The following is an 18,426-nucleotide window of genomic DNA, read 5'->3' on the forward strand; positions in this document are numbered from 1 at the left end:
AAAATCTGACTGTTTGGTCAGAAAGTCGCTCTGGTGGGAATGTTAACGATCACATATGGTCTGATCCGGTGATTCCGGCTGATTTGGGGGGGATATGTCGTTCTTTGAAAGCTATGACCCGCGGTTCGACCGCTTTGTCATGTTCAATGCGCCGGTGAAAAAGCTGGCGACCGGGTTTGACTGGGTCGAAGGGCCGGTCTGGTTCGGCGATGCGGGGTGTCTGCTGTTCAGCGATATCCCGAACAACCGCATCCTGCGCTATACGCCGGGGCAGGGGATTTCGACTTACCGCGCGCCGTCGAACTTCTCGAACGGGCACACGCGCGACCGGCTGGGGCGGTTGGTGTCTTGTGAGCATGGCACGCGGGCGGTGACGCGGACCGAGCATGACGGGCGGATCACGGTCTTGGCCGACAGCTATCAGGGGCGACGGCTGAATTCGCCGAATGACGTGGTGGTCAGCGCGGATGGCGCGGTCTGGTTCACCGATCCGCATTACGGGATCGGTTCGAACTACGAGGGCTATCAGGCGGAACAGGAATTGCCCTGCCATGTCTATCGCATCGACCCTTCGGGGGTGCTGGAGGCGGTGATCACCGACATGAACTGCCCCAACGGACTGTGTTTTTCCCCCGATGAGAGCCTGCTTTACGTGGCCGATACCGGGCGGATCGGGATGGGCGATCCGACCCATATCCGGGTGTTTGACATGGTTGCGGGGCGGCCCTTGGGGGGGCGCGTCTTCCATGCGATCCAGCCCGGGGCGGCGGATGGGATCAGGGCGGATGCGGACGGAAACATCTGGTCCTCGGCTGGGGACGGGGTGCATTGCGTGGCGCCCGACGGGACGCTTCTGGGACGCATCATCGTGCCGGAAATCGTTTCAAATCTGTGCTTTGGCGGGCGGGAAAAGCATGTGCTTTACATCACCGCCACCACGAGTCTTTATGCGTTAGCGCTAAACAGAAAGGGAGTGCAGCACCCATGACCGCACAAATCGGTTTGATCGGGCTCGGCACCATGGGGGCCATGCTGGCCCTGAATATCGCGGAAAAGGGCTTTCCCATCGCGGTCTGGAACCGCACGACCCAGGTGACGCGGGACTTCGCGGCGGGGGCCGGAGAGCTGGCCTCGCGCATTGTTCCGACCGAAACGCTGGAAGAGCTGGTGGCGGCGATTGCCAAGCCGCGGGCGATCATCCTGATGGTGCCGGCGGGCGCTGCGGTGGATCAGCAGATCGAGGCGTTGAGGCCGCTGTTGGACGCCGATGACCTGATCATTGACGCGGGCAATGCCAATTTCCACGACACGGACCGGCGGGCGGCTGCGGCCTCGGGTTATCGGTTCCTGGGCATGGGCGTCTCGGGCGGCGAAGAGGGCGCGCGGCATGGGCCGTCGATCATGGGCGGCGGAGATGCGGGCGATTGGGCGCGTGTGGCGCCGGTGCTGGAGGCGATTTCGGCCAAGTATCAGGGCACGCCTTGCGCGACCCATATGGGGCCGGGCGGCGCGGGGCATTTCGTCAAGGCGGTGCATAACGGCATCGAATATGCCGATATGCAGATGATCGCCGAGATTTATGGCGTGATGCGCGACGGGCTTGGCCTGAAGGCCTCGGAGGTCGGGGATGTGTTCCAGGCCTGGAACGAGGGGCCCTTGCAAAGCTATCTGGTCGAGATTTCGGCGGCGGTGGCCAAGGCGGTTGATGGCGACAAGCCGATGCTGGACGTGATCCTGGACCGTGCGGGCCAAAAGGGCACCGGGCGCTGGACGGTGATCGAGGCGCAGAACCTGTCGGCGCCCATTCCGGTGATCGAAGCGGCGGTGATGGCGCGCAATGTCTCGGCCCGGTTGGACGAGCGGCTTTTGGGTCAGGCAGAGTTCGGCGCGGCGCCGGTCGCCTTGCCCCCGGGGGCGGTGAGCGTCGCACAGCTGGAGCAGGCGATGATTGCCGGGAAAATCCTGTGCTATGCGCAGGGCTTTGACCTGATCGTGGCGGCAGGGCGTGAGTTCGGCTGGGCCTTGCCCTTGCCCGCGATTGCCCGGGTCTGGCGCGAGGGCTGTATCATTCGTTCGACCATGCTGAACGACATGGCGGTGGCGCTGGAAGAGCATCCGGACCGCAACCTGATGCTGGCGCCGTTCTTTGCAAGCCATCTGAAGGCCTCGGTCCCCGGGCTTCGGGCCGTTGTGGCTGCGGGCGTGGCGCATGGGCTGGCGATGCCGGCGCTGTCGCAGGGGCTGGCGTGGTTTGACATGATGCGGACGGGGCGGTCGACGGCCAACATGATCCAGGGGCAGCGCGACTTCTTTGGCGCCCATGGGTTTGAGCGGCTGGATCAGTCCGGGACCGGGCTGCATGGGCCCTGGGGTGGGCATATGGCCTGATGGCCCCCGGCGCGCTGTCGCGCTTGGGTCCATCGGGCGGAAGCGGGGGGCTGCGCGCCCCCCGCACCCCCGCGCCAAAGGGGCCCACGGGCCCCTTTGGAAACCCCGTGAATATTTGAGCCAGTGCGAAATCAGAGCCTTGCCGCAACATCCAGCATGCGGTTGGAAAAGCCCCATTCGTTGTCATACCAGCCGAAGACGCGCAGCATGCCGCCCTTGGTCAGGCGGGTTTCGGGCAGGGCCATCACGATGCTTTCCGGCCTGGCGCGCAGGTCCGACGAGACCAACGGGCGGTCGGTGGCGCCGATGACGCCTTGGGCCGTCTGGAAGGCGGCGTTGACCTGCGCGACCGTCGTCGGGCGCTCCAGCATCAGGGACAGATCCACGGCGGAGACGGAAGCGGTCGGCACGCGGACGGCAGAGCCTTCGATGCGACCGGCGATCTCGGGAAGGACCATGTCCAGCAGGCGCTGGGCGGAGGTCGTGGTGGGCACCATCGAGAGCGCCGCCGCGCGCGAGCGGGCGTAGTCGGCGGCGGGGGCGTCGGTCGTGGGCTGCGACCCGGTATAGCAATGGATCGTGGTCATCGACCCGGTGACGATGCCCCAATTGGCGTGGATCAGTTTCGCCAAGGGCGCCAGCGCATTGGTGGTGCAAGACGCGTTGGAGATCAGGCGCTGATCCGCGATCCGGTGGTCGTTGGCGCCAAGGACCACGGTCAGTTCGGCCGCCTTGGAAGGGCCCGAGATCAAGACCCGCCGGGCGCCGGCCTGCAGGCCAAGGCTTGCGACCTCGACGGCATCGGCGCGACCGGTGCATTCCATCACCAGGTCGATCCGGCTCAGGTCCAGGGTGGAAATGTCCGGCGTGCGGTAAAGCGGGATCTTGTGGCCATTCACCGCAAGCGTGGTGCCTTCAAGGCTGACTGTCCCGCGCCAGGGACCGAAGACACTGTCATATTCAAAGAGATAGGCCGCCATCGCCGCATCGGTGATGTCATTGATCCCGGCGATGGTCAGGCCCGGCCAACCTGCGGGATCAGAGGCCCAGGCGCGCAGGATCGACCTGCCGATGCGGCCGAAACCGTTGAGGAAAATCTGCATGACGGGCCCTCCTGCCGCTTTTGATCATATTGTCGCAGGCCTGGCAACCGGCTTGACTCGCAGGCGCGGCCACGGCAGTCCGAAGCAAAGGGAGGCTTGCATGGAATTTTCAAGGACGGTGAAGATTGCGCCCTCGATCCTGTCGGCGGATTTCGCGAATTTCGGCGCGGAGTGCCGGGCGATCGAGGATCAGGGCGCGGATTGGGTCCATGTCGATGTGATGGACGGGCATTTCGTGCCGAACCTGACCTTTGGTCCGGCGATGTGCGCGGCTTTGCGGCCCCATATCCGCGGGGTGATGGATGTGCATCTGATGATTTCTCCGGTGGATGCCTATCTTGAGGCCTATGCCAAGGCCGGGGCCGATGTGATCAGCGCGCATTTGGAGAGCGGGCCGCATGTCCATCGGACCTTGCAGGCGATCCGCGGGCTTGGGTGCAAGGCGGGGTTGGCGATCAACCCGGGGACGGGGATCGAGGCGGTGCCCTATCTGCTGGATATGGTTGATGTGATCTGCGTGATGACGGTGAACCCCGGCTTTGGCGGGCAAAAGCTGATCGAAAGCGCCTATGACAAGATCCGCGCCTTGCGGGCGATGATTGGCGACAGGCCGGTGCATATCGAGATTGACGGCGGGGTGACTGTCGAAAACGCGGGCGCCCTGGTGGCGGCGGGGGCGGATGTGCTGGTCGCGGGCTCTACCGTGTTCAAGGGGGGATCGGTGGATCGCCCGCAGGTTTACGGCGCCAATATCGCGGCTTTGCGGGCGGCGGCGGAAGGCTGAGGGGGCTGGCGCCCCGGGTCAAGCCCGGGGCGGCGGGGCTCTCAGAGGAGCCGAAGCGCCTGTTCTGTCGCGCTTAGGAACTGGTCGGCCTGGGCCTCGGTCAGAATCAGCGGCGGGCGGATTTTCAGCACGTGACCCCTTGGCCCCGTGGCAGAGATCAGCACCCGCGCCTCACGCAACAGATTGACCAAGCGGGCGGCTTTGGTCGCCGAGGGGTGGCCGTCCTGCAGAATATCCACGCCGAGGAAAAGGCCGGATTGGCGGGTCTGGCCAAGCGCCTCATGGGTCAGGCTGCGCAGGCCTTGGGCCATGATGGCGCCGATCCTGGTGGCATTGGTCAGCAGGTCTTCGGCCTCGATCACCTCGATCACCGCCATGGCTGTGGCGCAGGCCACCGCATTGCCGCCGAAGGTGTTGAAATAGCGCGCCTTTGCGCCGAAGGGGGCCAGGACCTCGGGCCGGGCGACCAGGCCTGCGACGGGATAGCCATTGCCCATGGGTTTGCCCATCGTGACGATGTCGGGAGTGATGGCATGGGTCTGAAAGCCCCACCAATGGGCGCCGGTGCGGCCAAAGCCGGGTTGGACCTCGTCGGCAATGAACAGCGCGCCCGCGGCATGGGTGGCCTGGACCGCCGGGCCAAGGAAGGCCCCCGGGATCACGCCATCCGAGGAAAAGATCGTGTCGACCAGAAGGGCTGCGGGTTTGATCCCGTGGCGTTGCAGGTCGGCGAAGGCGGCGGTGACGTCGGCGGCAAAGCTGGCCGCGTCGCGGGGCGCGGGGACCAGCCGGACATGGGGGCCAAGGTCGACGCCGCGGCCAAGGCTAGGCGAGGCGCCGGCCATCAGATGCGTGACGCCGTGATAGGCGTTTTCCGTCACCACGATGCCGGTGCCTTGGGTCGCTGCGAAACAGATGCGCAGGGCCAGGTCATTGGCCTCGGAGCCGGTGCAGGTGAACATGACCTGCGACAGATCGGGCGGGAAATGCGACAGCAGTTTTTCGGCGCAGTCCAGGACGGTGTCGTTCAGGTAGCGCGTGTGGCTGGCATAGGTCTCGGCCTGCTTGGCGGTCGCGGCAAGGACATGGGGATGGGCGTGACCAAGGCTGGCCACGTTGTTGTAGCAATCCAGATAGACCGCGCCCTGGGCGTCATACAGCCAGGCGCCCTTAGCCCGGACGAAATGCACCGGGGTTTCGTAGAAAAGGCGGTAGGCCGGGCCAAGCAGGCGCGTGCGGCGGTCGATCAGGGCCTGAGCCTCGGGCGGCAGCGGGGTGCCGGGGCGATAGGCGTTCACCATGGTCTCGTCAGGGTTCATCACAGGCTCCAGTCGAGATCGGTGAGCGCCCGGAGCCCTGCCGCGGCGGAGGGCGTGTTGCGCAGGATATAGGCGGCGTTTTCGGGGTAACGGGCGGCGCGGGTATGGGCGATGGCCAACGTCGTCAGCATCCGCGTCCGGGTCAGCAGCGACAGAAGCGCCAGTTCCGCAGGCGTCAGCGGCAGGGTCGCGTGATAGGCGCTGGCAAAGGCGGTCAGGCTTTGACCCGGGCGGGCGGGGTCGATCTGATACGAGGCCGTCACCGCCATGTCGCAGACCCGCGCGGTCCGCAGCATGTCGCCGAAATCGAGGATTCCGGTGATCTGGTCGGGGTCCTTGGGGCTGACCAGCAGGTTGTGCGGGTTCAGGTCGTTGTGGACCACTTGCCAGGGCAGGTCGGGCAGGATCGGCAGGGCCCGGGTCTGAAACGCGTCAAGGGTCGCATCGCACAGGCCGCGGAGGTCGGCGGGAATATTGGGCAAAAGCGGCGCCAGGCGGGCGGCGTGGCGGATGTCCCATTGCAGGTCCTGCGCCTCGCCCGGGTGGCGAAAGGCGGCCAGCGCCCGGGTCAGGTTGGCGTTCAGCCGTCCCATGGCGGCGCGTTGGGCGTCGGAATGGGCGGCGGCGTGCAGCGGAGCGCCCTCCAGATAGGTCAGCAGCCGCAAGAGGCCATGTTCGGTTTTCACCATATGCCCGCCATCCAGGGCCGGAATGACCGCCGGAACCGCCAGGCCAGAGTTCGAAAGATGCAAGAGCGCCTGGGTCTGGAAATCGGTGACGGCCAGGGGCTCTGCCGGGTTGGCAAGTTTCAGGACATGGCGGGGGGCGCTTTCCACCCGGAAGTTCAGGTCGCGTTCCGAGGTCAGCGGCGTCAGCGGCGCCGTGATGCCCCAGTGGCGGGCCAGCAGGGCCTGGGCCTGCGATGCGGGCAGGATCGGCGGCGGGGTGGTAAGGTTGGAACCAAGCGGCATGGGGCGATTGGGGGGGAAGGCGGCTGCGGTGTCAATGGGGGGCGTTGGGGGGGGGGCGTTGGGGGGGCATGTGAACAGGCACCCTGCGGGCCCTTGGGTCATGCGGCGTAACCCGGGTCAGTCCATATCCAGCCACAGGGGGAGGTGATCCGAGGCGATGTCGGGCGCGGTCCAGGTGCGGCGCAGGCGGGGGGCAAGCTCTGCGCTGGCAAAGATATGGTCCAGCTGGCGGAGGCGCGTTTGCCCGGCGATGACCTTTTCATGGGTGTGCAGACGCGCGCCCAGATGGGCCACGGCATCGACCATCTGACCGGCATAAAGCGCGCCGGGGTGATAGGGGGTGTCCCCCGTGATGGCGAGGTATTCGGGCGACCCCGGCTCCATGTTGAAATCGCCCAGCCAGAGTTGCGCCATGGGGCAAGGCGGCTCGGGCTGGCTTTCGGTCCAGTTGCGGGCGGGCTCGTCGTCTTGGCCGCTCCAGGGGCCGGAGGTCTGGGCGGCCAGGGTCTTGAGCGCGGCGATCTGGGTCAGGCGTTCGGCGCGGCCAACATGGGCGAGGTGCAGGTTGAACAGGCGCAAAGGCCCATTGGGTGTGGCGATCACGGCCTCGATCGCGCAGGTCTGGGTGTTGATCGGCGTGATCATGCGGTCAAGCGGCAGGGGATGCGTGCGGCTCCACAGGATCGGCCAGCGCGACAGGACCAGCGGGCCGAACTGGCGGCGGCGGAGGGGATCATCGGCCGTGGCGGCGTCCATGTCGAAAGCCGCACCATAGACGGCAAAGCGCCCGGTGGCGCGGGCCAAAAGCGCGGGTTGGTCGTCATGGCCCGTGCGCGACCAGTGGCGGTCGACCTCCTGCAGGGCGGCAATATCCGCCTGCCCCACGATTTTCGCAACGCGGGCAAGGTCATAGGCATTGTCTTGGCCGAAACCATATTGGATGTTGTAGCTGAGAAGGCGCATTTTGGCTCCACTTGCCCGGGGCAGTCTGCCGCCCCCTCAGGTTATTTGTGAAAAGAGGACGGGGGAAGTGGGTGTGAACCGGATCGACGCGATGCGGCCGGATGGGCCGGGGTTCGGGGCGCTGGCCGTGGGGGTCAGGACGCTAACGATGGTGCATCCCGCGCGGCGGGATGTGCTGCGGGGCGGGGTCAGGGACCGGCTGTTGCGGGTGGAACACTGGTATCCCGCGGTTGCTGGCGGCGGGGCAGAGTATCGGACCCTGTTGCGCGACGGGCGGCGCGAAGTGGTCTTGCACGGGCGCGCCGGGCGGGGGGCGGAAGCCTTGGGCGGGGACTATCCGCTGGTCATCCTGAGCCATGGCTTTCCGGGCAACCGCATCCTGCTAGGCCATTTCGGGGAGTTTCTGGCGTCGCAGGGCTACCGCGTGGCCTCGGTCGATCATGAGGAAAGCACCTATGGCGATGCGGCCTATCTGGGGGGCAAGGGGTTCCCCTCGACCCTGGTGAACCGGGCGGCGGATACCGGGTTTGTGGCGGCGGAACTGGGCGGGGATTATGCCATCATCGGCTATTCGATGGGGGGCTATGGCGCCTTGGTCGCGGGGGGCGCATCTCTGTCGGTCAAGGCGCGGGAGTGGGCCGCGGATGAGGGCTTTGCCCTGCCTGGGCGTGAGGTGCCGCCGCGGTTGAAGGCGATCCTGCCCATCGGGCCCTGGGGTCGGCAGCGGGACTTCTGGGATGCGGCGGGGATGGCGGAACTGGCGGTGCCGATGTTCCTGATGGCGGGGTCAGAAGACCATGTGTCCGATTACAGCGCCATGCGGCAGATCTGGGCCGAGGCGCGGGGGGAACGCCATCTGCTGACCTTTCACGGGGCGGGGCACAATGCGGCGGCGCCGATTCCCGCGCCGATTGAGGCCTGGGAGAGGTCCGACCATCTGAGTTTTGTGCCGTTTGACCATTATGCCGATGCGGTCTGGGATACGGTCCGCATGAACAACATCGCGCAGGGCTATGCGCTGTGGTTTCTGGACCGGCATCTGAAGGGCGCCGTGACCAATGCGCCCCCCGCGCCGGTGGGGACTAGTCTGGAGCCCGCACGGTAAAGGGGCGGGGATAGCGGAACTCTTGCAGGTTGGGCGTGGTGCCGATCCGGTCGACCACGGCGAAAAGGCCGGGCGCATGAAGCGGCGTCAGCACCCCATGCCAGACCCCGCGGTGCAGGTTGATGCCCTGCGCGCCATTGGTCAGAAAGGCGCGAGGGATCTCGGCCGGGCTGGTCGACACGATGACCAAAAACGGCTGCTGGTGCATCGGGATGAAGGCCTGAGAGCCCTCGGGGTGACGTTCGATCAGGGCGAAGTCATAGGGCAGGGCGCGGGCCTGAGCCAAAAAGATCGAGATGCCGGGGCGCGCATCGGTCACGTCGATCAAGGCGCGGTCGTGGTGGCGCTGGCAGAGGCCCTCGTTGATCAAGCGGAAGTCGCCGGTGGCCTCCAGCACATCACCGAAGGGGGCGAAGGCCTCAGCCGTCAGGGGAGTGGCGGGGATATGCATCGGGTCCTCTGGGTCTGCGTTGGCCACCGGCCTGGGCTGTCAGGCGCAAAAAGTGGCGGCGGTCGGTCAGGGCGGCCTGAATCAGGCCGGGCAAGGCGGGCTTCAGATGGGCGGCAAGCGTCGAATGGCTTTGGTTGGGGAAGTAGATGTGGTCTGCTTCGGTAAAGTCCAGCGCTTGTTGGTGATCATCGGCGGCGTGCAGCAGGTAGGTGCGGGCCGCTTGCGATTTCGGCGCGGTCAGGGTCTCGGGCAAATCGGCGGTCAGGGTGCGCCAACGGGGCTCCCACCGGGCTGCGGGGCGGTGTTGCGGGCCCATGGCGATCACGGCGTCTATGGGCAGCAGATGGGTGGCCTGCAGCGCCAGAAAGCCGCCCATCGAGGCGCCAAGGGCGAGGGTTCGGGGGTATTTGGGCGCCCGTGCCAGGGTGCCCGCAAGGCCGGGCGCGGTGCCCCAAGAGCGGGTCTTGTCGATCAGGAAAGCCGTCGGATGCGGGCGGGTCGACCTTATCCATTCGGGCGAGGGCGGGCGGGAAGGGTCATGGCCGATGGAGGCGCAGGCCAGGATCAGCGTTTCGGTCGTGCCGGGCAGGTAAAGCAGGTCGTAATGCGCGCCTGTCACCAGAGCCTCTGGCGTCACAGCAGCGCCATCCTTGTGGCAAGGTCGGCCTTGATCCGGGCGATCATGAAATCGCTGAACAGCCTGATCTTGCTGTCCTTTTGGCTGCGCGACTGGGACAGGAGCGACAGTTGCACCGGCAGGGGGGGGGTCTTTTGGGCCACGGGGATCAGGGTGCCGGCGGCCAGATGCTCGGCCACTTCGAAGGTGGGTTTCAAGACGATGCCATGGCCCTGCAGCGCCCATTCGGTCAGGACATCGCCATCGTCGGATTCGAACGGCCCCGAGATTTCAAAGCGCCGCGGGCCCTCGGCGGTTTGCAGCGTCCATTGGAACTCTTTCGCGCCGGGAAAACGCAGGTTCAGGCAGGCGTGATCGGCCAGGTCCTCGGCCGACTGGGGCATCCCGCGCGCGGCGACATAGGCGGGGGCGGCGCAAAGCAGCCGGGGGCAGTCGGAAATCTGGCGGACCTTCAGCGTCGAATCCTCCAGCTGGCCAAGGTGGAAGGCGACGTCCAGGCCCTCGGCTGTCAGGTCGATGACGCGGTCCGAGAGGCGAAGGCGGATGTCGATTTGCGGGTAAAGCGCGGAAAAGGCGGGGATATTCGGCGCGATAAAGCGACGGCCCAGGCCCAAAGGCGCCGCCACAAAGATCACCCCGCGCGGGTTTTGCGCGGCATCCATCACCGCGGCCTCGGCCTCTTCGATGGCCGCCAGCACGCGTTTGGCGCCATCGTAAAACAGCCGCCCGTTCTCTGTCGGTTGCAGGCTGCGGGTGGTGCGGTTGAAAAGCCGGACGCCGAGGTGCTTTTCCAGCTCTGAGATTCGCGCCGAAGCCACGGCCGGAGAGGTGCGCTGATCCCGCGCGGCGGCGGACATCGAGGCCAGTTCATAGACCCGGACGAACATTTTCAGGTTGTTCACATAGGACATTGCCCAAGCCTTCATCTTTCAGGCGCTTTTTGAAAGTCCTGAGGTATTCGCAGGATTAACAGACAAGTGCGGCCCGGTATAGGGTCGGGCAAAAGGGGGCCGCATCATGTATGACTGGATCGTGCTTTGGGACCTTGTCCAGGTGGCGGTGCGCTGGCTGCATGTGATCACGGCGATGGCCTGGATCGGGTCCAGCTTTTATTTCGTCGCGCTTGACCTGGGCTTGCGGCGGGCGGAGGATCTGCCGGTCGGCGCGCAGGGCGAGGAATGGCAGGTCCATGGCGGCGGCTTTTACCATATCCGCAAATATCTGGTGGCGCCGGCCACGCTGCCCGACCACCTGACCTGGTTCAAATGGGAGAGCTATTCGACATGGCTTTCCGGCTTTGCCCTGCTGACCCTGGTCTATTACCAGGGCGCCGAACTGTTCCTGATCGACCCCGAGGTGATGGACCTGGCGGTCTGGCAGGCGGTGGCAATTTCCATGGCCTCGCTCGCCTTTGGCTGGGTCGCCTATAACGCCATCTGCAGGGTCTTTGTGAATGCCAATCAGACGGCGGTCATGGTGGCCTTGTTCGCCGTTCTGGTCGGGATGAGCTGGTTTTACACCCAAGTCTTCAGCGGGAGGGCCGCGCTGCTGCATCTGGGGGCCTTTACCGCCTCGATCATGAGCGGGAACGTGTTCTTCATCATCATGCCCAATCAGCGGATCGTGGTGGCGGACCTGAAGGCGGGGCGGAAGCCTGATCCGAAATACGGCAAGATCGCCAAGCAGCGCAGCACGCATAACAACTATCTGACGCTGCCGGTGGTGTTCCTGATGCTATCCAACCACTATCCCTTGGTGTTTGCGACAGAGTATAACTGGATCATCGCCGACCTTGTCTTTTTGATGGGCGTCACGATCCGGCATTGGTTCAACACGGTTCATGCCCGCAAGGGGCAGCCGATCTGGACCTGGGCCGCGACGGCGCTTTTGTTCCTGGCGATCTGCTGGCTGGCCACCGCGCCGATGCGCCATCCCGCGCCCGAGGCGGCCTTGAAAGGCGAGGCGCTGATCCTCGCCGCCGCCCCCGGGTTTGACGATGTGGTGTCCATCGTGCAGGGCCGCTGTTCGATGTGTCACGCCCGCGAGCCCGTGCAGGAGGGTATTCATTACGCGCCCAAGGGGGTCGTGCTGGAGACGCCCTCGGACATCGCTCGTGAGGCGCGGCGCATTTATGAACAGGCCGGCCTGACCCGCGCCATGCCCCCCGCCAACATGTCCTATATCGAGCCCGAGGAACGCGCCGCCATCGTGACATGGTTTCAGAGGCAGGGTCAGGCGCTTTAATCGCTTCCCCGACCGGCGGTTTTGTCATAGGCCCGTCACGCAATTGCGCCAAAGGTTTCGCAAAGCTGCGGAGGGGATGATGACGGAAGATGTGGCCGATCTGGCGGGAGACTTCCCCGAGACCCAAGTGGCCGACCCCGGCCCGATCTTCACCTATTCGACGCCGGACATGCCTTGGCTGCGGCGCTCTGTGATTCGTGTGGTCGAGCGGTTGTCGGGGCGGGCGCGGTTCGAGAGGCTCTATCGCCACTGGCAGGCGACGCGCGACCCCGATGCACCGATCTTTTCCGAGGCGGTGCGCATCTTGGGCTTTGACCCCCAGGCCTCGGCCGCCGATCTGGCACATATTCCGGCCACCGGGCCCTTGTTGATCGTGGCGAACCACCCGTTTGGCATCGCCGATGGCCTGTCGATCGGCCATCTGATCGCCAAGGTGCGCCCGGATGTGAAGCTGATCTGCCACTCGCTTTTGTGCAAGCCGCATGAGGCGCGGGGCGTCTTGATGCCCATCGACTTTGGCCCGGGCCCCGAGGCGCGGCGCACCAGTGCCGAGACGCGCAAAAAGGCCGTCGATTGGCTGGATGGCGGCCATGCGCTGATCATCTTTCCGGCGGGGGGGGTTGCGACCTCGGTCACGCCCTTTGCGCGCAATGCCGCGGATTTCCTGTGGCATCCGTTTGTCACGCGACTGGCGCGGCGGGCGGGGGTGCAGACGCTGGCGATCTATGTGGGCGGGCGCAACTCGCGGCTGTTCCAGGTGGCCAGCCATTTTTCCTATATCCTGCGCGTGTCGCTGATTTTCCACGAGACGCGGCGGCGGCTGAACAAGCCTTTGACGATGCGAATCGCGGCGCCGGTCGATTGTGCGGCGATGGAAAAGGGCGATGTCGTGACCTGGCTGCGCGAGCGTTGCTTTGCCATGGCAGAGCCGGGCGGGCCTGCCGCCGAGGTCGAGTTCGTCTTTCCGCCGCGGGTTCAGGTCTGAAGCTGTTTTGACGCCTCGCGCAGCGCCCGGGTCAAGGGCGCCAGCGCCGAGGCGGTCAAGCGGTTGAATTGCCAGTATAAAGGCACATCCAGCGCGGTGTCGGGCACCAGTTCGACCAAGGCGCCGCTGGCCAGGTGGCGTTGCGTCAACTGATCGGGGTTCATCCCCCAGCCAAGGCCCAGAAGGCAGGCCTCGACAAAGCCTTGGGACGAGGCCATCCGGTGACAGGGCAAGGGAAAACGCTTGCCCGTCAGGCGGTTGGCCCAGGTCTCTTGCAGGCGGTCCTTGTCGTTGAACCGCAGCGAGGGCGCGCGGGCGAGGCTGGCTGCATCGACCATGGGGAACCAGCGCGCCTTGAAGCCGGGGGCGCAGGTGGCCCGGTAGCGCAGCGCGCCCAGGGGCAGCGTGTCGCAGCCCTGCACCGGGTCGGGATGCGAGGTGATGGCGCCCACGACCTCTCCGGCCTTCAGCAGTTGAAGCGAGTGGTCCTGGTCGTCGATCACCACGTCAAAGAGCAGGCCCTTGACCGCCGCAAGCGCCGGCATGACCCAGGTGGCCAGGCTGTCGGCATTCAGCGCGATGCGGGTGATGGCGGGGCCTGTGGGAAGGCGCAGTTCGCTGGCAAGCGATTGGTTCAGAAGCGAAATCTCTTCGTGGTGCCGCACAAGGCGCAGGCCGGTGGGCGTCGCCGTGCAAGGCTGGCCACGGCGGATCAACAGGGTGCCCGCGGCCTCTTCCAGCGCCTTGATGCGCTGCGAGATGGCCGAGGGCGTCAGGCCAAGGTCCGCCGCCGCCAGGTCAAAGGCGCCGCGGCGGTGGACGGCGGCAAGGGCTGCAAGCTGGGCCGGGTCGAACATAAGCGCGCCTTCATCGGGGACAGAAAGTTTAATTTGATTGAACCCGCGGGATGCGTCAGGTCAAGGGCAAAGCCGCCACAGGAGCCCGCATGTCGACCCCATTGATCCAAGGTTTTCTGACCGGCTTCAGCCTGATCCTGGCCATCGGGGCGCAAAATGCCTTTGTGCTGCGCCAGGGCATCCGGCGCGAGCATGTGGCGGCGGTCGTTGCGGTTTGTGCCGTTTCGGATGCAATGCTGATCGCGGCAGGGGTGGCGGGGTTTGGCACGGTGACGGCGGCCCTGCCCTGGCTTGTCCCCGCGATGCGCTGGTTCGGCGCGGGCTTCCTTGTGTGGTATGGCTTCCTGCGGTTTCAGGCGGCCCGCAAGGGCGGCGAGGCGCTGCGTCCCGCCGATGCCGCCCCCACGCCCCTGCGCCAGGTGCTGATGACATGCCTGCTGCTGACCTGGGCCAATCCGCATGTCTATCTGGATACGATGGTGCTTTTGGGTTCGATCTCAACACATTATGCCCCGCAAGAGGCCGCCTTTGGCCTTGGCGCGGCCCTGTCCTCCTTCACCTTCTTCGCAAGCCTGGGCTTTGGCGCCCGCCTGCTGGCGCCGCTGTTCGCCAAGCCCCGCGCCTGGGTCATTCTGGAGGTTCTGGTGGGTCTGACCATGTGGACCATCGCGGCCAGCCTGATCCTGGGGTGAATGACAAGTCCGGCTCCAACATGCCCCGGCCACATGTCGCGAGGCCCAAACATGTCGCGGGGCGGTCCGGAGGGGCCTGCAAGGTCCCTTCGGGCGGGGGGTTTGGGGGGCAGCCGCCCCCCAAGCTCCCCCGTTGCCACCCCCACCGCACGCATTGGTTACCAGACCTTTAACCCTTTTCCCCATCCTCCCCGGTCAAGCGATTTCCCCCGGAGGTTTCGATGGCGAACAAGACGTCCCTGCAGCTTTTGCCCTATCTGGCGCCCTCTCAGGCCCAGAAGCATGTGACCTATAACGCGGCCATCCAGCTGTTGGATGTGCTGGTCCAGACCTCGGCTGAAAGCCGCTTTCTGACCGCGCCGCCCCTGACCCCCGTGGCGGGCGACAGTTACATCGTCGGCCCCGGCGCCTCTGGCGACTGGACCGGCGAGACCAATTCGGTCGCGGTCTTCAACGGGTCGTTCTGGGATTTCTACGAACCCAAGACCGGCTGGCGCGTCTGGGTGCAATCCGAGGGCGCCGAGGCGGTCTTTGATGGCACCGACTGGACGACCTCGGCTGACCGGCCAGAGCGGGTGGCGCGCCTTGGCATCGCCACCGATTCGGATGACACCAACCGCTTGGCCCTGTCCTCGGATGCCAGCTTGTTCAACAACGCAGGCGCCGGCCATCAGTTGAAGATCAACAAGGCCGCGGCGGGGAATACCGCCTCGATCCTGTTTCAAACCGGCTTTTCGGGCCGGGCCGAGATGGGGACGGTGGGCAACAATGACTTCACGCTGAAGGTCTCGGCCGATGGCACGACCTTTGTCAACGGGCTGACGATCGAGGCCGCCACCGGCCGCCTGGTCGCCTCCCGCGGGATCAAGGTCACGCCGGTGGCGGGCGATCCGGCCGCGCCCGAGAATGGCGATATCTGGTATAATGCGACCACCGGCAAGCTGCGCATCCGTCAGGGCGGCGCGACGGTCAACCTGGTCGACCTGGCGCTGGGCGCCGAGCAGACCGCGAACAAGGGCCTGCCGCTGGGCTATGCCAGCCTTGATTCCGCGGGCCGTGTGCCTGCGACGCAGCTGCCGTCCTATGTCGACGAGGTGATGGAGTTCGCCAACCTGGCGGCCTTTCCCTCGACCGGCGAGATCGGCAAGATCTTTGTCGCGCTGGACACCAACAAGACCTGGCGCTGGTCGGGCACGGCCTATGTCGAGATCTCGCCCGGGCCGGGCAACACCGATCAGCTGACCGAGGGCGTGTCCAACCTTTACTATACCGCGCCGCGCAGTCTGAACACGGTGCTGACCGGCTTTGCGGCGGCGGCAAGCCGGGCGGCGATCACCGCCTCGGATTCGGTGCTGACCGCCCTGCAAAAGACGCAGAAATACCATGCCGATCTGGCGCCGGTGGCTTTTGGCGGGTCCTATGCCGATCTGACGGGCAGGCCCACCACGGTGGCGGGCTTTGGCCTGACGGACGCGGTGGACCTGGCTTCGACCCAGACGATCACCGGCAACAAGACCTTTTCCGGCACGGTGACTTTCGCGTCGCAGACCGTGGCGGACAACGCCTTTCAGCTGCGCGACAATGCCGACACGACCAAACGCGCGCAATTCGAGCTGGCCAATGTCGCCACCGGCACGACCCGGACCCTGACCGTGCCCAACAACAGCGGCACGCTGATGCTGGCCGAAGAGGATTTCGCAACCCGCGCGGCGCTGGTGTCCTGGGCTGCGGGGCGGACGATCTCGGTCGGGCGGGTGGTCCATGCGGCGGGCCATTCCTGGCGCTATCAGGGGTCGGGCACGGCGATTTCCGATCTGCCGGGCTGGGTGCCCAATGGCGTGGCCACGGCTGTGCATTTCGGCGCCGACCTGACCGGCGGGGTCAATGCCATTCCCGCGGTCAGCGCGCTGATCGACTATGTCAATTCGCAGGGCGGCGGCGTCGCGCGGCTTCCGGCGGGGACCTATCTCTGGACGGGCAGCATGTCCAAGGCCAACCTGCAAAGCGTTATCCTGGAGGGTGAGGGCAACCGCACCCGCCTGGTGCGGGTGGGCAACCAGACCGCGGCGGCGATCCGGTTTTGGGGCGGGTCGAACAACCGCGTCCGCGCCTTGTTGATCGAATGCCAGGGCTATTCCGGCCGCGGCGTCCTGTTCCAAGAGCGCTTTTCCGGCATCGAGGATTGCGAGTGCAACAACTGCCCCGACCGGCCCTTTGCCATGCAGGGCGGCGGCGATACGACCTGGGGTCTGGACAGCGCGGGGCGCATCTCGGACGATCCCTTGTTCACCACGCCGGTCTTTTTCCCGATCGGCTGCTGGATGGAGGAATGTCGGGTGACGCGGACCGGCGGCACGGCCTTCAGCCAAAAGCAGATGCACCATTCGCGCATCACCCGCTGTTTCTGCCAGGATGTCTATTCCGAGGGCATCACCATCGACAAATGCGACTGGTCGGTCATCACCGGCAACACGCTGTTGAACGTCGGTCTGGTGGATGTGCAATCCTTCCCGGACCTGGACGCCGGGTCGGGCTATCTCTCGGTCGGTGGTGGCGGTGTCGGCGGTGTCGGCATCGACGGCGCCACGGGTTCGCGTTTTGCCAAGAACACCATCATCGGGGTGCAGAACAACCAGGCGGTGCGCAACAACCGCATCAAGGCGGCGATCAACCTGGTCAACAACCTGGGCCCCTCGAACGGAATTCAGGTCGAGGGCAACTATATCTCGGATGCCAAGACCGGGGTCTGGCTGAAGGGCACCAGCTCGGGGGCAACCGGCAACAACTTCCGCCATCAGATCGAGGCCAATGTGTTCGATTCGATGGGGACGGCGCCAGGCACCGGCAGCACGCAATTCGGCGCCATCTGGATCGACGCGGGCTGTGCCGACAACATCATCGGCGAGAACACCCAGATCGGGGGGATTCCGCTGATTTCGGGCGCAGTCGGGGCCAATACGGTCGATTTGACTGCGGCGCCGGTGCCCTTCCTTGTGCCGATCGCCGGGGATTACATCATGACCACCTGCGGCGCGGGCGGAGGCGCGGGCACGGTCGCGGGCGGCGCGGGGCGCTGCGACCTCTTCCCCTTCTCGCCGCGCACCGACATCGGCGTGACGGGGGCCGCGATCAACGTCTCGGTCGGAGTGGCTACGGCTGCGGCGCGGGTGGTGATCTATGATGCCGATGCCTTTGGCCGCCCCTCGACGCTGTTGTATGAGTCTGGCGACCTGGATTGCGCGACGGCCGGGGTGAAGACGGCGGCTTTCTCGATCAGCATGCGCCAGAATCGCACCTATTGGATCGGGGTGCGGACCTCATCGACGGCGACTTTGTCGACCTGGCCGCTGACCGCGACGCCCGACATCAACGGCGGCGCCGCTCCCTCGACCCTGGCGCGCAAGGTGGCACGCCGGACGATCTCTTTCGCGTCGGCTGCGCCTTCGGTCTGGGGCTGGAACAGCAACGAGATCGCCGCTTCGGCGGCAACCTCGGTCTGGCTGAAGGTCTGATCGACCGGACCCCCATGCAAAAGAAAAGACCCGGCGCCTTGCGGTGCCGGGTCTTTTGTCATCTGTGACAGGTTCAGGCCGCAGCCATGGCCTTCAGAACGTCTTTCTTGATCGCCAGCGCGTCGGAGGACAGCTCGGTGTCCTTGGCCTTCAGCAGGAAGGCGTCCAGGCCGCCGCGGTGATCCACGGTGCGCAGGGCATGCGCCGTGATGCGCAGCTGGAAGCTGCGGCCCAGGATGTCCGAGATCAAGGTGGTCTCGTTCAGGTTGGGCAAGAACCGGCGACGGGTCTTGTTGTTGGCGTGGCTGATCTTGTTGCCAGACATGGGGCCTTTGCCCGAGAGTTCGCAGACGCGCGACATGTGGTGTTCCTTCGTGTGTCAAGACGAGAACACCGCCCATGAGGCGGCGTCCGA

Annotated in this window: 17 protein-coding genes; 8 read left to right on the forward strand and 9 right to left on the reverse strand. The window is 65.7% G+C overall.

The window, feature by feature from the left end:
- The first annotated feature begins 94 nt into the window (after positions 1-94).
- The gene (locus tag NX862_RS00395) at positions 95-988 is read left to right on the forward strand and encodes an SMP-30/gluconolactonase/LRE family protein (protein WP_264491895.1); all 894 of its coding nucleotides are present in this window, start codon (positions 95-97) and stop codon (positions 986-988) included.
- Positions 985-2,388, forward strand: a complete 1,404-nt coding sequence (gene gnd / locus NX862_RS00400; RefSeq protein WP_264491896.1) for an NADP-dependent phosphogluconate dehydrogenase — start codon at positions 985-987, stop codon at positions 2,386-2,388. Before NX862_RS00395 ends, gnd begins: the two co-directional genes overlap by 4 nt.
- A 131-nt stretch (positions 2,389-2,519) precedes the next feature.
- Here the strand turns inward: gnd and NX862_RS00405 are convergent, their stop codons facing one another.
- Positions 2,520-3,491 carry a type I glyceraldehyde-3-phosphate dehydrogenase gene (locus NX862_RS00405; protein ID WP_264491897.1) on the reverse strand — a complete coding sequence of 324 codons (972 nt, stop codon included), beginning with the start codon at positions 3,489-3,491 and terminating at the stop codon, positions 2,520-2,522.
- A 100-nt stretch (positions 3,492-3,591) separates the two neighbouring features.
- Here NX862_RS00405 and rpe point away from each other — a divergent pair, with 100 nt between their 5' ends.
- Positions 3,592-4,275, forward strand: coding sequence for a ribulose-phosphate 3-epimerase (gene rpe / locus NX862_RS00410; RefSeq protein ID WP_264491898.1), 684 nt, complete (start codon positions 3,592-3,594; stop codon positions 4,273-4,275).
- 41 nt (positions 4,276-4,316) lie between these two features.
- Here the strand turns inward: rpe and NX862_RS00415 are convergent, their stop codons facing one another.
- The 3 genes from NX862_RS00415 to NX862_RS00425 form a co-directional block, all read right to left on the reverse strand.
- On the reverse strand, positions 4,317-5,594 hold the full coding sequence (locus NX862_RS00415; RefSeq protein ID WP_264491899.1) for an aspartate aminotransferase family protein: 1,278 nt from the start codon (positions 5,592-5,594) through the stop codon (positions 4,317-4,319).
- Positions 5,594-6,565: a phosphotransferase gene (locus NX862_RS00420; RefSeq protein WP_264491900.1), complete on the reverse strand. Its 972-nt coding sequence runs from the start codon at positions 6,563-6,565 to the stop codon at positions 5,594-5,596. The genes NX862_RS00415 and NX862_RS00420 overlap by 1 nt, the downstream gene beginning before the upstream one ends.
- A gap of 117 nt (positions 6,566-6,682) precedes the next feature.
- Positions 6,683-7,528: an endonuclease/exonuclease/phosphatase family protein gene (locus NX862_RS00425; protein ID WP_264491901.1), complete on the reverse strand. Its 846-nt coding sequence runs from the start codon at positions 7,526-7,528 to the stop codon at positions 6,683-6,685.
- Positions 7,529-7,601: 73 nt separating this feature from the next.
- Here NX862_RS00425 and NX862_RS00430 point away from each other — a divergent pair, with 73 nt between their 5' ends.
- Complete coding sequence (locus NX862_RS00430; protein ID WP_264491902.1) at positions 7,602-8,633, forward strand: alpha/beta hydrolase family protein; 1,032 nt, start codon at positions 7,602-7,604, stop codon at positions 8,631-8,633.
- Here the strand turns inward: NX862_RS00430 and NX862_RS00435 are convergent.
- The 3 genes from NX862_RS00435 to NX862_RS00445 are packed head-to-tail and all read right to left on the reverse strand — an operon-like array spanning position 8,611 to position 10,632.
- Complete coding sequence (locus NX862_RS00435) at positions 8,611-9,084, reverse strand: ureidoglycolate lyase (protein ID WP_264491903.1); 474 nt, start codon at positions 9,082-9,084, stop codon at positions 8,611-8,613. The genes NX862_RS00430 and NX862_RS00435 overlap by 23 nt on opposite strands.
- On the reverse strand, positions 9,053-9,721 hold the full coding sequence (locus NX862_RS00440) for an alpha/beta fold hydrolase (protein WP_264491904.1): 669 nt from the start codon (positions 9,719-9,721) through the stop codon (positions 9,053-9,055). Before NX862_RS00440 ends, NX862_RS00435 begins: the two co-directional genes overlap by 32 nt.
- On the reverse strand, positions 9,718-10,632 hold the full coding sequence (locus tag NX862_RS00445; RefSeq protein ID WP_264491905.1) for a LysR family transcriptional regulator: 915 nt from the start codon (positions 10,630-10,632) through the stop codon (positions 9,718-9,720). Before NX862_RS00445 ends, NX862_RS00440 begins: the two co-directional genes overlap by 4 nt.
- A 106-nt stretch (positions 10,633-10,738) precedes the next feature.
- Between NX862_RS00445 and NX862_RS00450 the strand changes: the two genes are divergently transcribed.
- Together NX862_RS00450 and NX862_RS00455 are read left to right on the forward strand one after the other, a co-directional pair.
- Positions 10,739-11,965 (forward strand): urate hydroxylase PuuD, encoded by a 1,227-nt coding sequence (locus NX862_RS00450; protein WP_264491906.1) that lies wholly within the window; start codon positions 10,739-10,741, stop codon positions 11,963-11,965.
- 79 nt (positions 11,966-12,044) lie between these two features.
- A complete protein-coding gene (locus tag NX862_RS00455; RefSeq protein WP_264491907.1) occupies positions 12,045-12,950 on the forward strand; it encodes a lysophospholipid acyltransferase family protein in 906 nt (301 codons plus the stop codon).
- Here the strand turns inward: NX862_RS00455 and NX862_RS00460 are convergent.
- A complete protein-coding gene (locus NX862_RS00460; protein WP_264491908.1) occupies positions 12,941-13,807 on the reverse strand; it encodes a LysR family transcriptional regulator ArgP in 867 nt (288 codons plus the stop codon). The genes NX862_RS00455 and NX862_RS00460 overlap by 10 nt on opposite strands.
- A gap of 89 nt (positions 13,808-13,896) precedes the next feature.
- Between NX862_RS00460 and NX862_RS00465 the strand changes: the two genes are divergently transcribed.
- Positions 13,897-14,499 carry a LysE/ArgO family amino acid transporter gene (locus NX862_RS00465; RefSeq protein ID WP_264491909.1) on the forward strand — a complete coding sequence of 201 codons (603 nt, stop codon included), beginning with the start codon at positions 13,897-13,899 and terminating at the stop codon, positions 14,497-14,499.
- A 221-nt stretch (positions 14,500-14,720) separates the two neighbouring features.
- Positions 14,721-18,011, forward strand: coding sequence for a DUF2793 domain-containing protein (locus NX862_RS00470; protein WP_264491910.1), 3,291 nt, complete (start codon positions 14,721-14,723; stop codon positions 18,009-18,011).
- Positions 18,012-18,084: 73 nt separating this feature from the next.
- Here NX862_RS00470 and rpmB read toward each other — a convergent pair whose 3' ends face one another.
- A complete protein-coding gene (gene rpmB / locus NX862_RS00475; RefSeq protein WP_264491911.1) occupies positions 18,085-18,372 on the reverse strand; it encodes a 50S ribosomal protein L28 in 288 nt (95 codons plus the stop codon).
- Between the last annotated feature and the right edge of the window lie 54 nt (positions 18,373-18,426).

It is taken from the genome of Stagnihabitans lacustris (assembly GCF_025950525.1).
In the GTDB taxonomy this organism is placed as follows: Bacteria; Pseudomonadota; Alphaproteobacteria; order Rhodobacterales; family Rhodobacteraceae; genus Stagnihabitans.

Bases quoted from the DNA above. Each gene is read 5' to 3' on its own strand.
- NX862_RS00395 (WP_264491895.1), top strand. From the start codon at position 95: ATGTCGTTCTTTGAAAGCTATGACCCGCGGTTCGACCGCTTTGTCATG.
- gnd (WP_264491896.1), top strand. From the start codon at position 985: ATGACCGCACAAATCGGTTTGATCGGGCTCGGCACCATGGGGGCCATG.
- NX862_RS00405 (WP_264491897.1), bottom strand. From the start codon at position 3,491: ATGCAGATTTTCCTCAACGGTTTCGGCCGCATCGGCAGGTCGATCCTG.
- rpe (WP_264491898.1), top strand. From the start codon at position 3,592: ATGGAATTTTCAAGGACGGTGAAGATTGCGCCCTCGATCCTGTCGGCG.
- NX862_RS00415 (WP_264491899.1), bottom strand. From the start codon at position 5,594: ATGAACCCTGACGAGACCATGGTGAACGCCTATCGCCCCGGCACCCCG.
- NX862_RS00420 (WP_264491900.1), bottom strand. From the start codon at position 6,565: ATGCCGCTTGGTTCCAACCTTACCACCCCGCCGCCGATCCTGCCCGCA.
- NX862_RS00425 (WP_264491901.1), bottom strand. From the start codon at position 7,528: ATGCGCCTTCTCAGCTACAACATCCAATATGGTTTCGGCCAAGACAAT.
- NX862_RS00435 (WP_264491903.1), bottom strand. From the start codon at position 9,084: ATGCATATCCCCGCCACTCCCCTGACGGCTGAGGCCTTCGCCCCCTTC.
- NX862_RS00445 (WP_264491905.1), bottom strand. From the start codon at position 10,632: ATGTCCTATGTGAACAACCTGAAAATGTTCGTCCGGGTCTATGAACTG.
- NX862_RS00450 (WP_264491906.1), top strand. From the start codon at position 10,739: ATGTATGACTGGATCGTGCTTTGGGACCTTGTCCAGGTGGCGGTGCGC.
- NX862_RS00455 (WP_264491907.1), top strand. From the start codon at position 12,045: ATGACGGAAGATGTGGCCGATCTGGCGGGAGACTTCCCCGAGACCCAA.
- NX862_RS00460 (WP_264491908.1), bottom strand. From the start codon at position 13,807: ATGTTCGACCCGGCCCAGCTTGCAGCCCTTGCCGCCGTCCACCGCCGC.
- NX862_RS00465 (WP_264491909.1), top strand. From the start codon at position 13,897: ATGTCGACCCCATTGATCCAAGGTTTTCTGACCGGCTTCAGCCTGATC.
- NX862_RS00470 (WP_264491910.1), top strand. From the start codon at position 14,721: ATGGCGAACAAGACGTCCCTGCAGCTTTTGCCCTATCTGGCGCCCTCT.
- rpmB (WP_264491911.1), bottom strand. From the start codon at position 18,372: ATGTCGCGCGTCTGCGAACTCTCGGGCAAAGGCCCCATGTCTGGCAAC.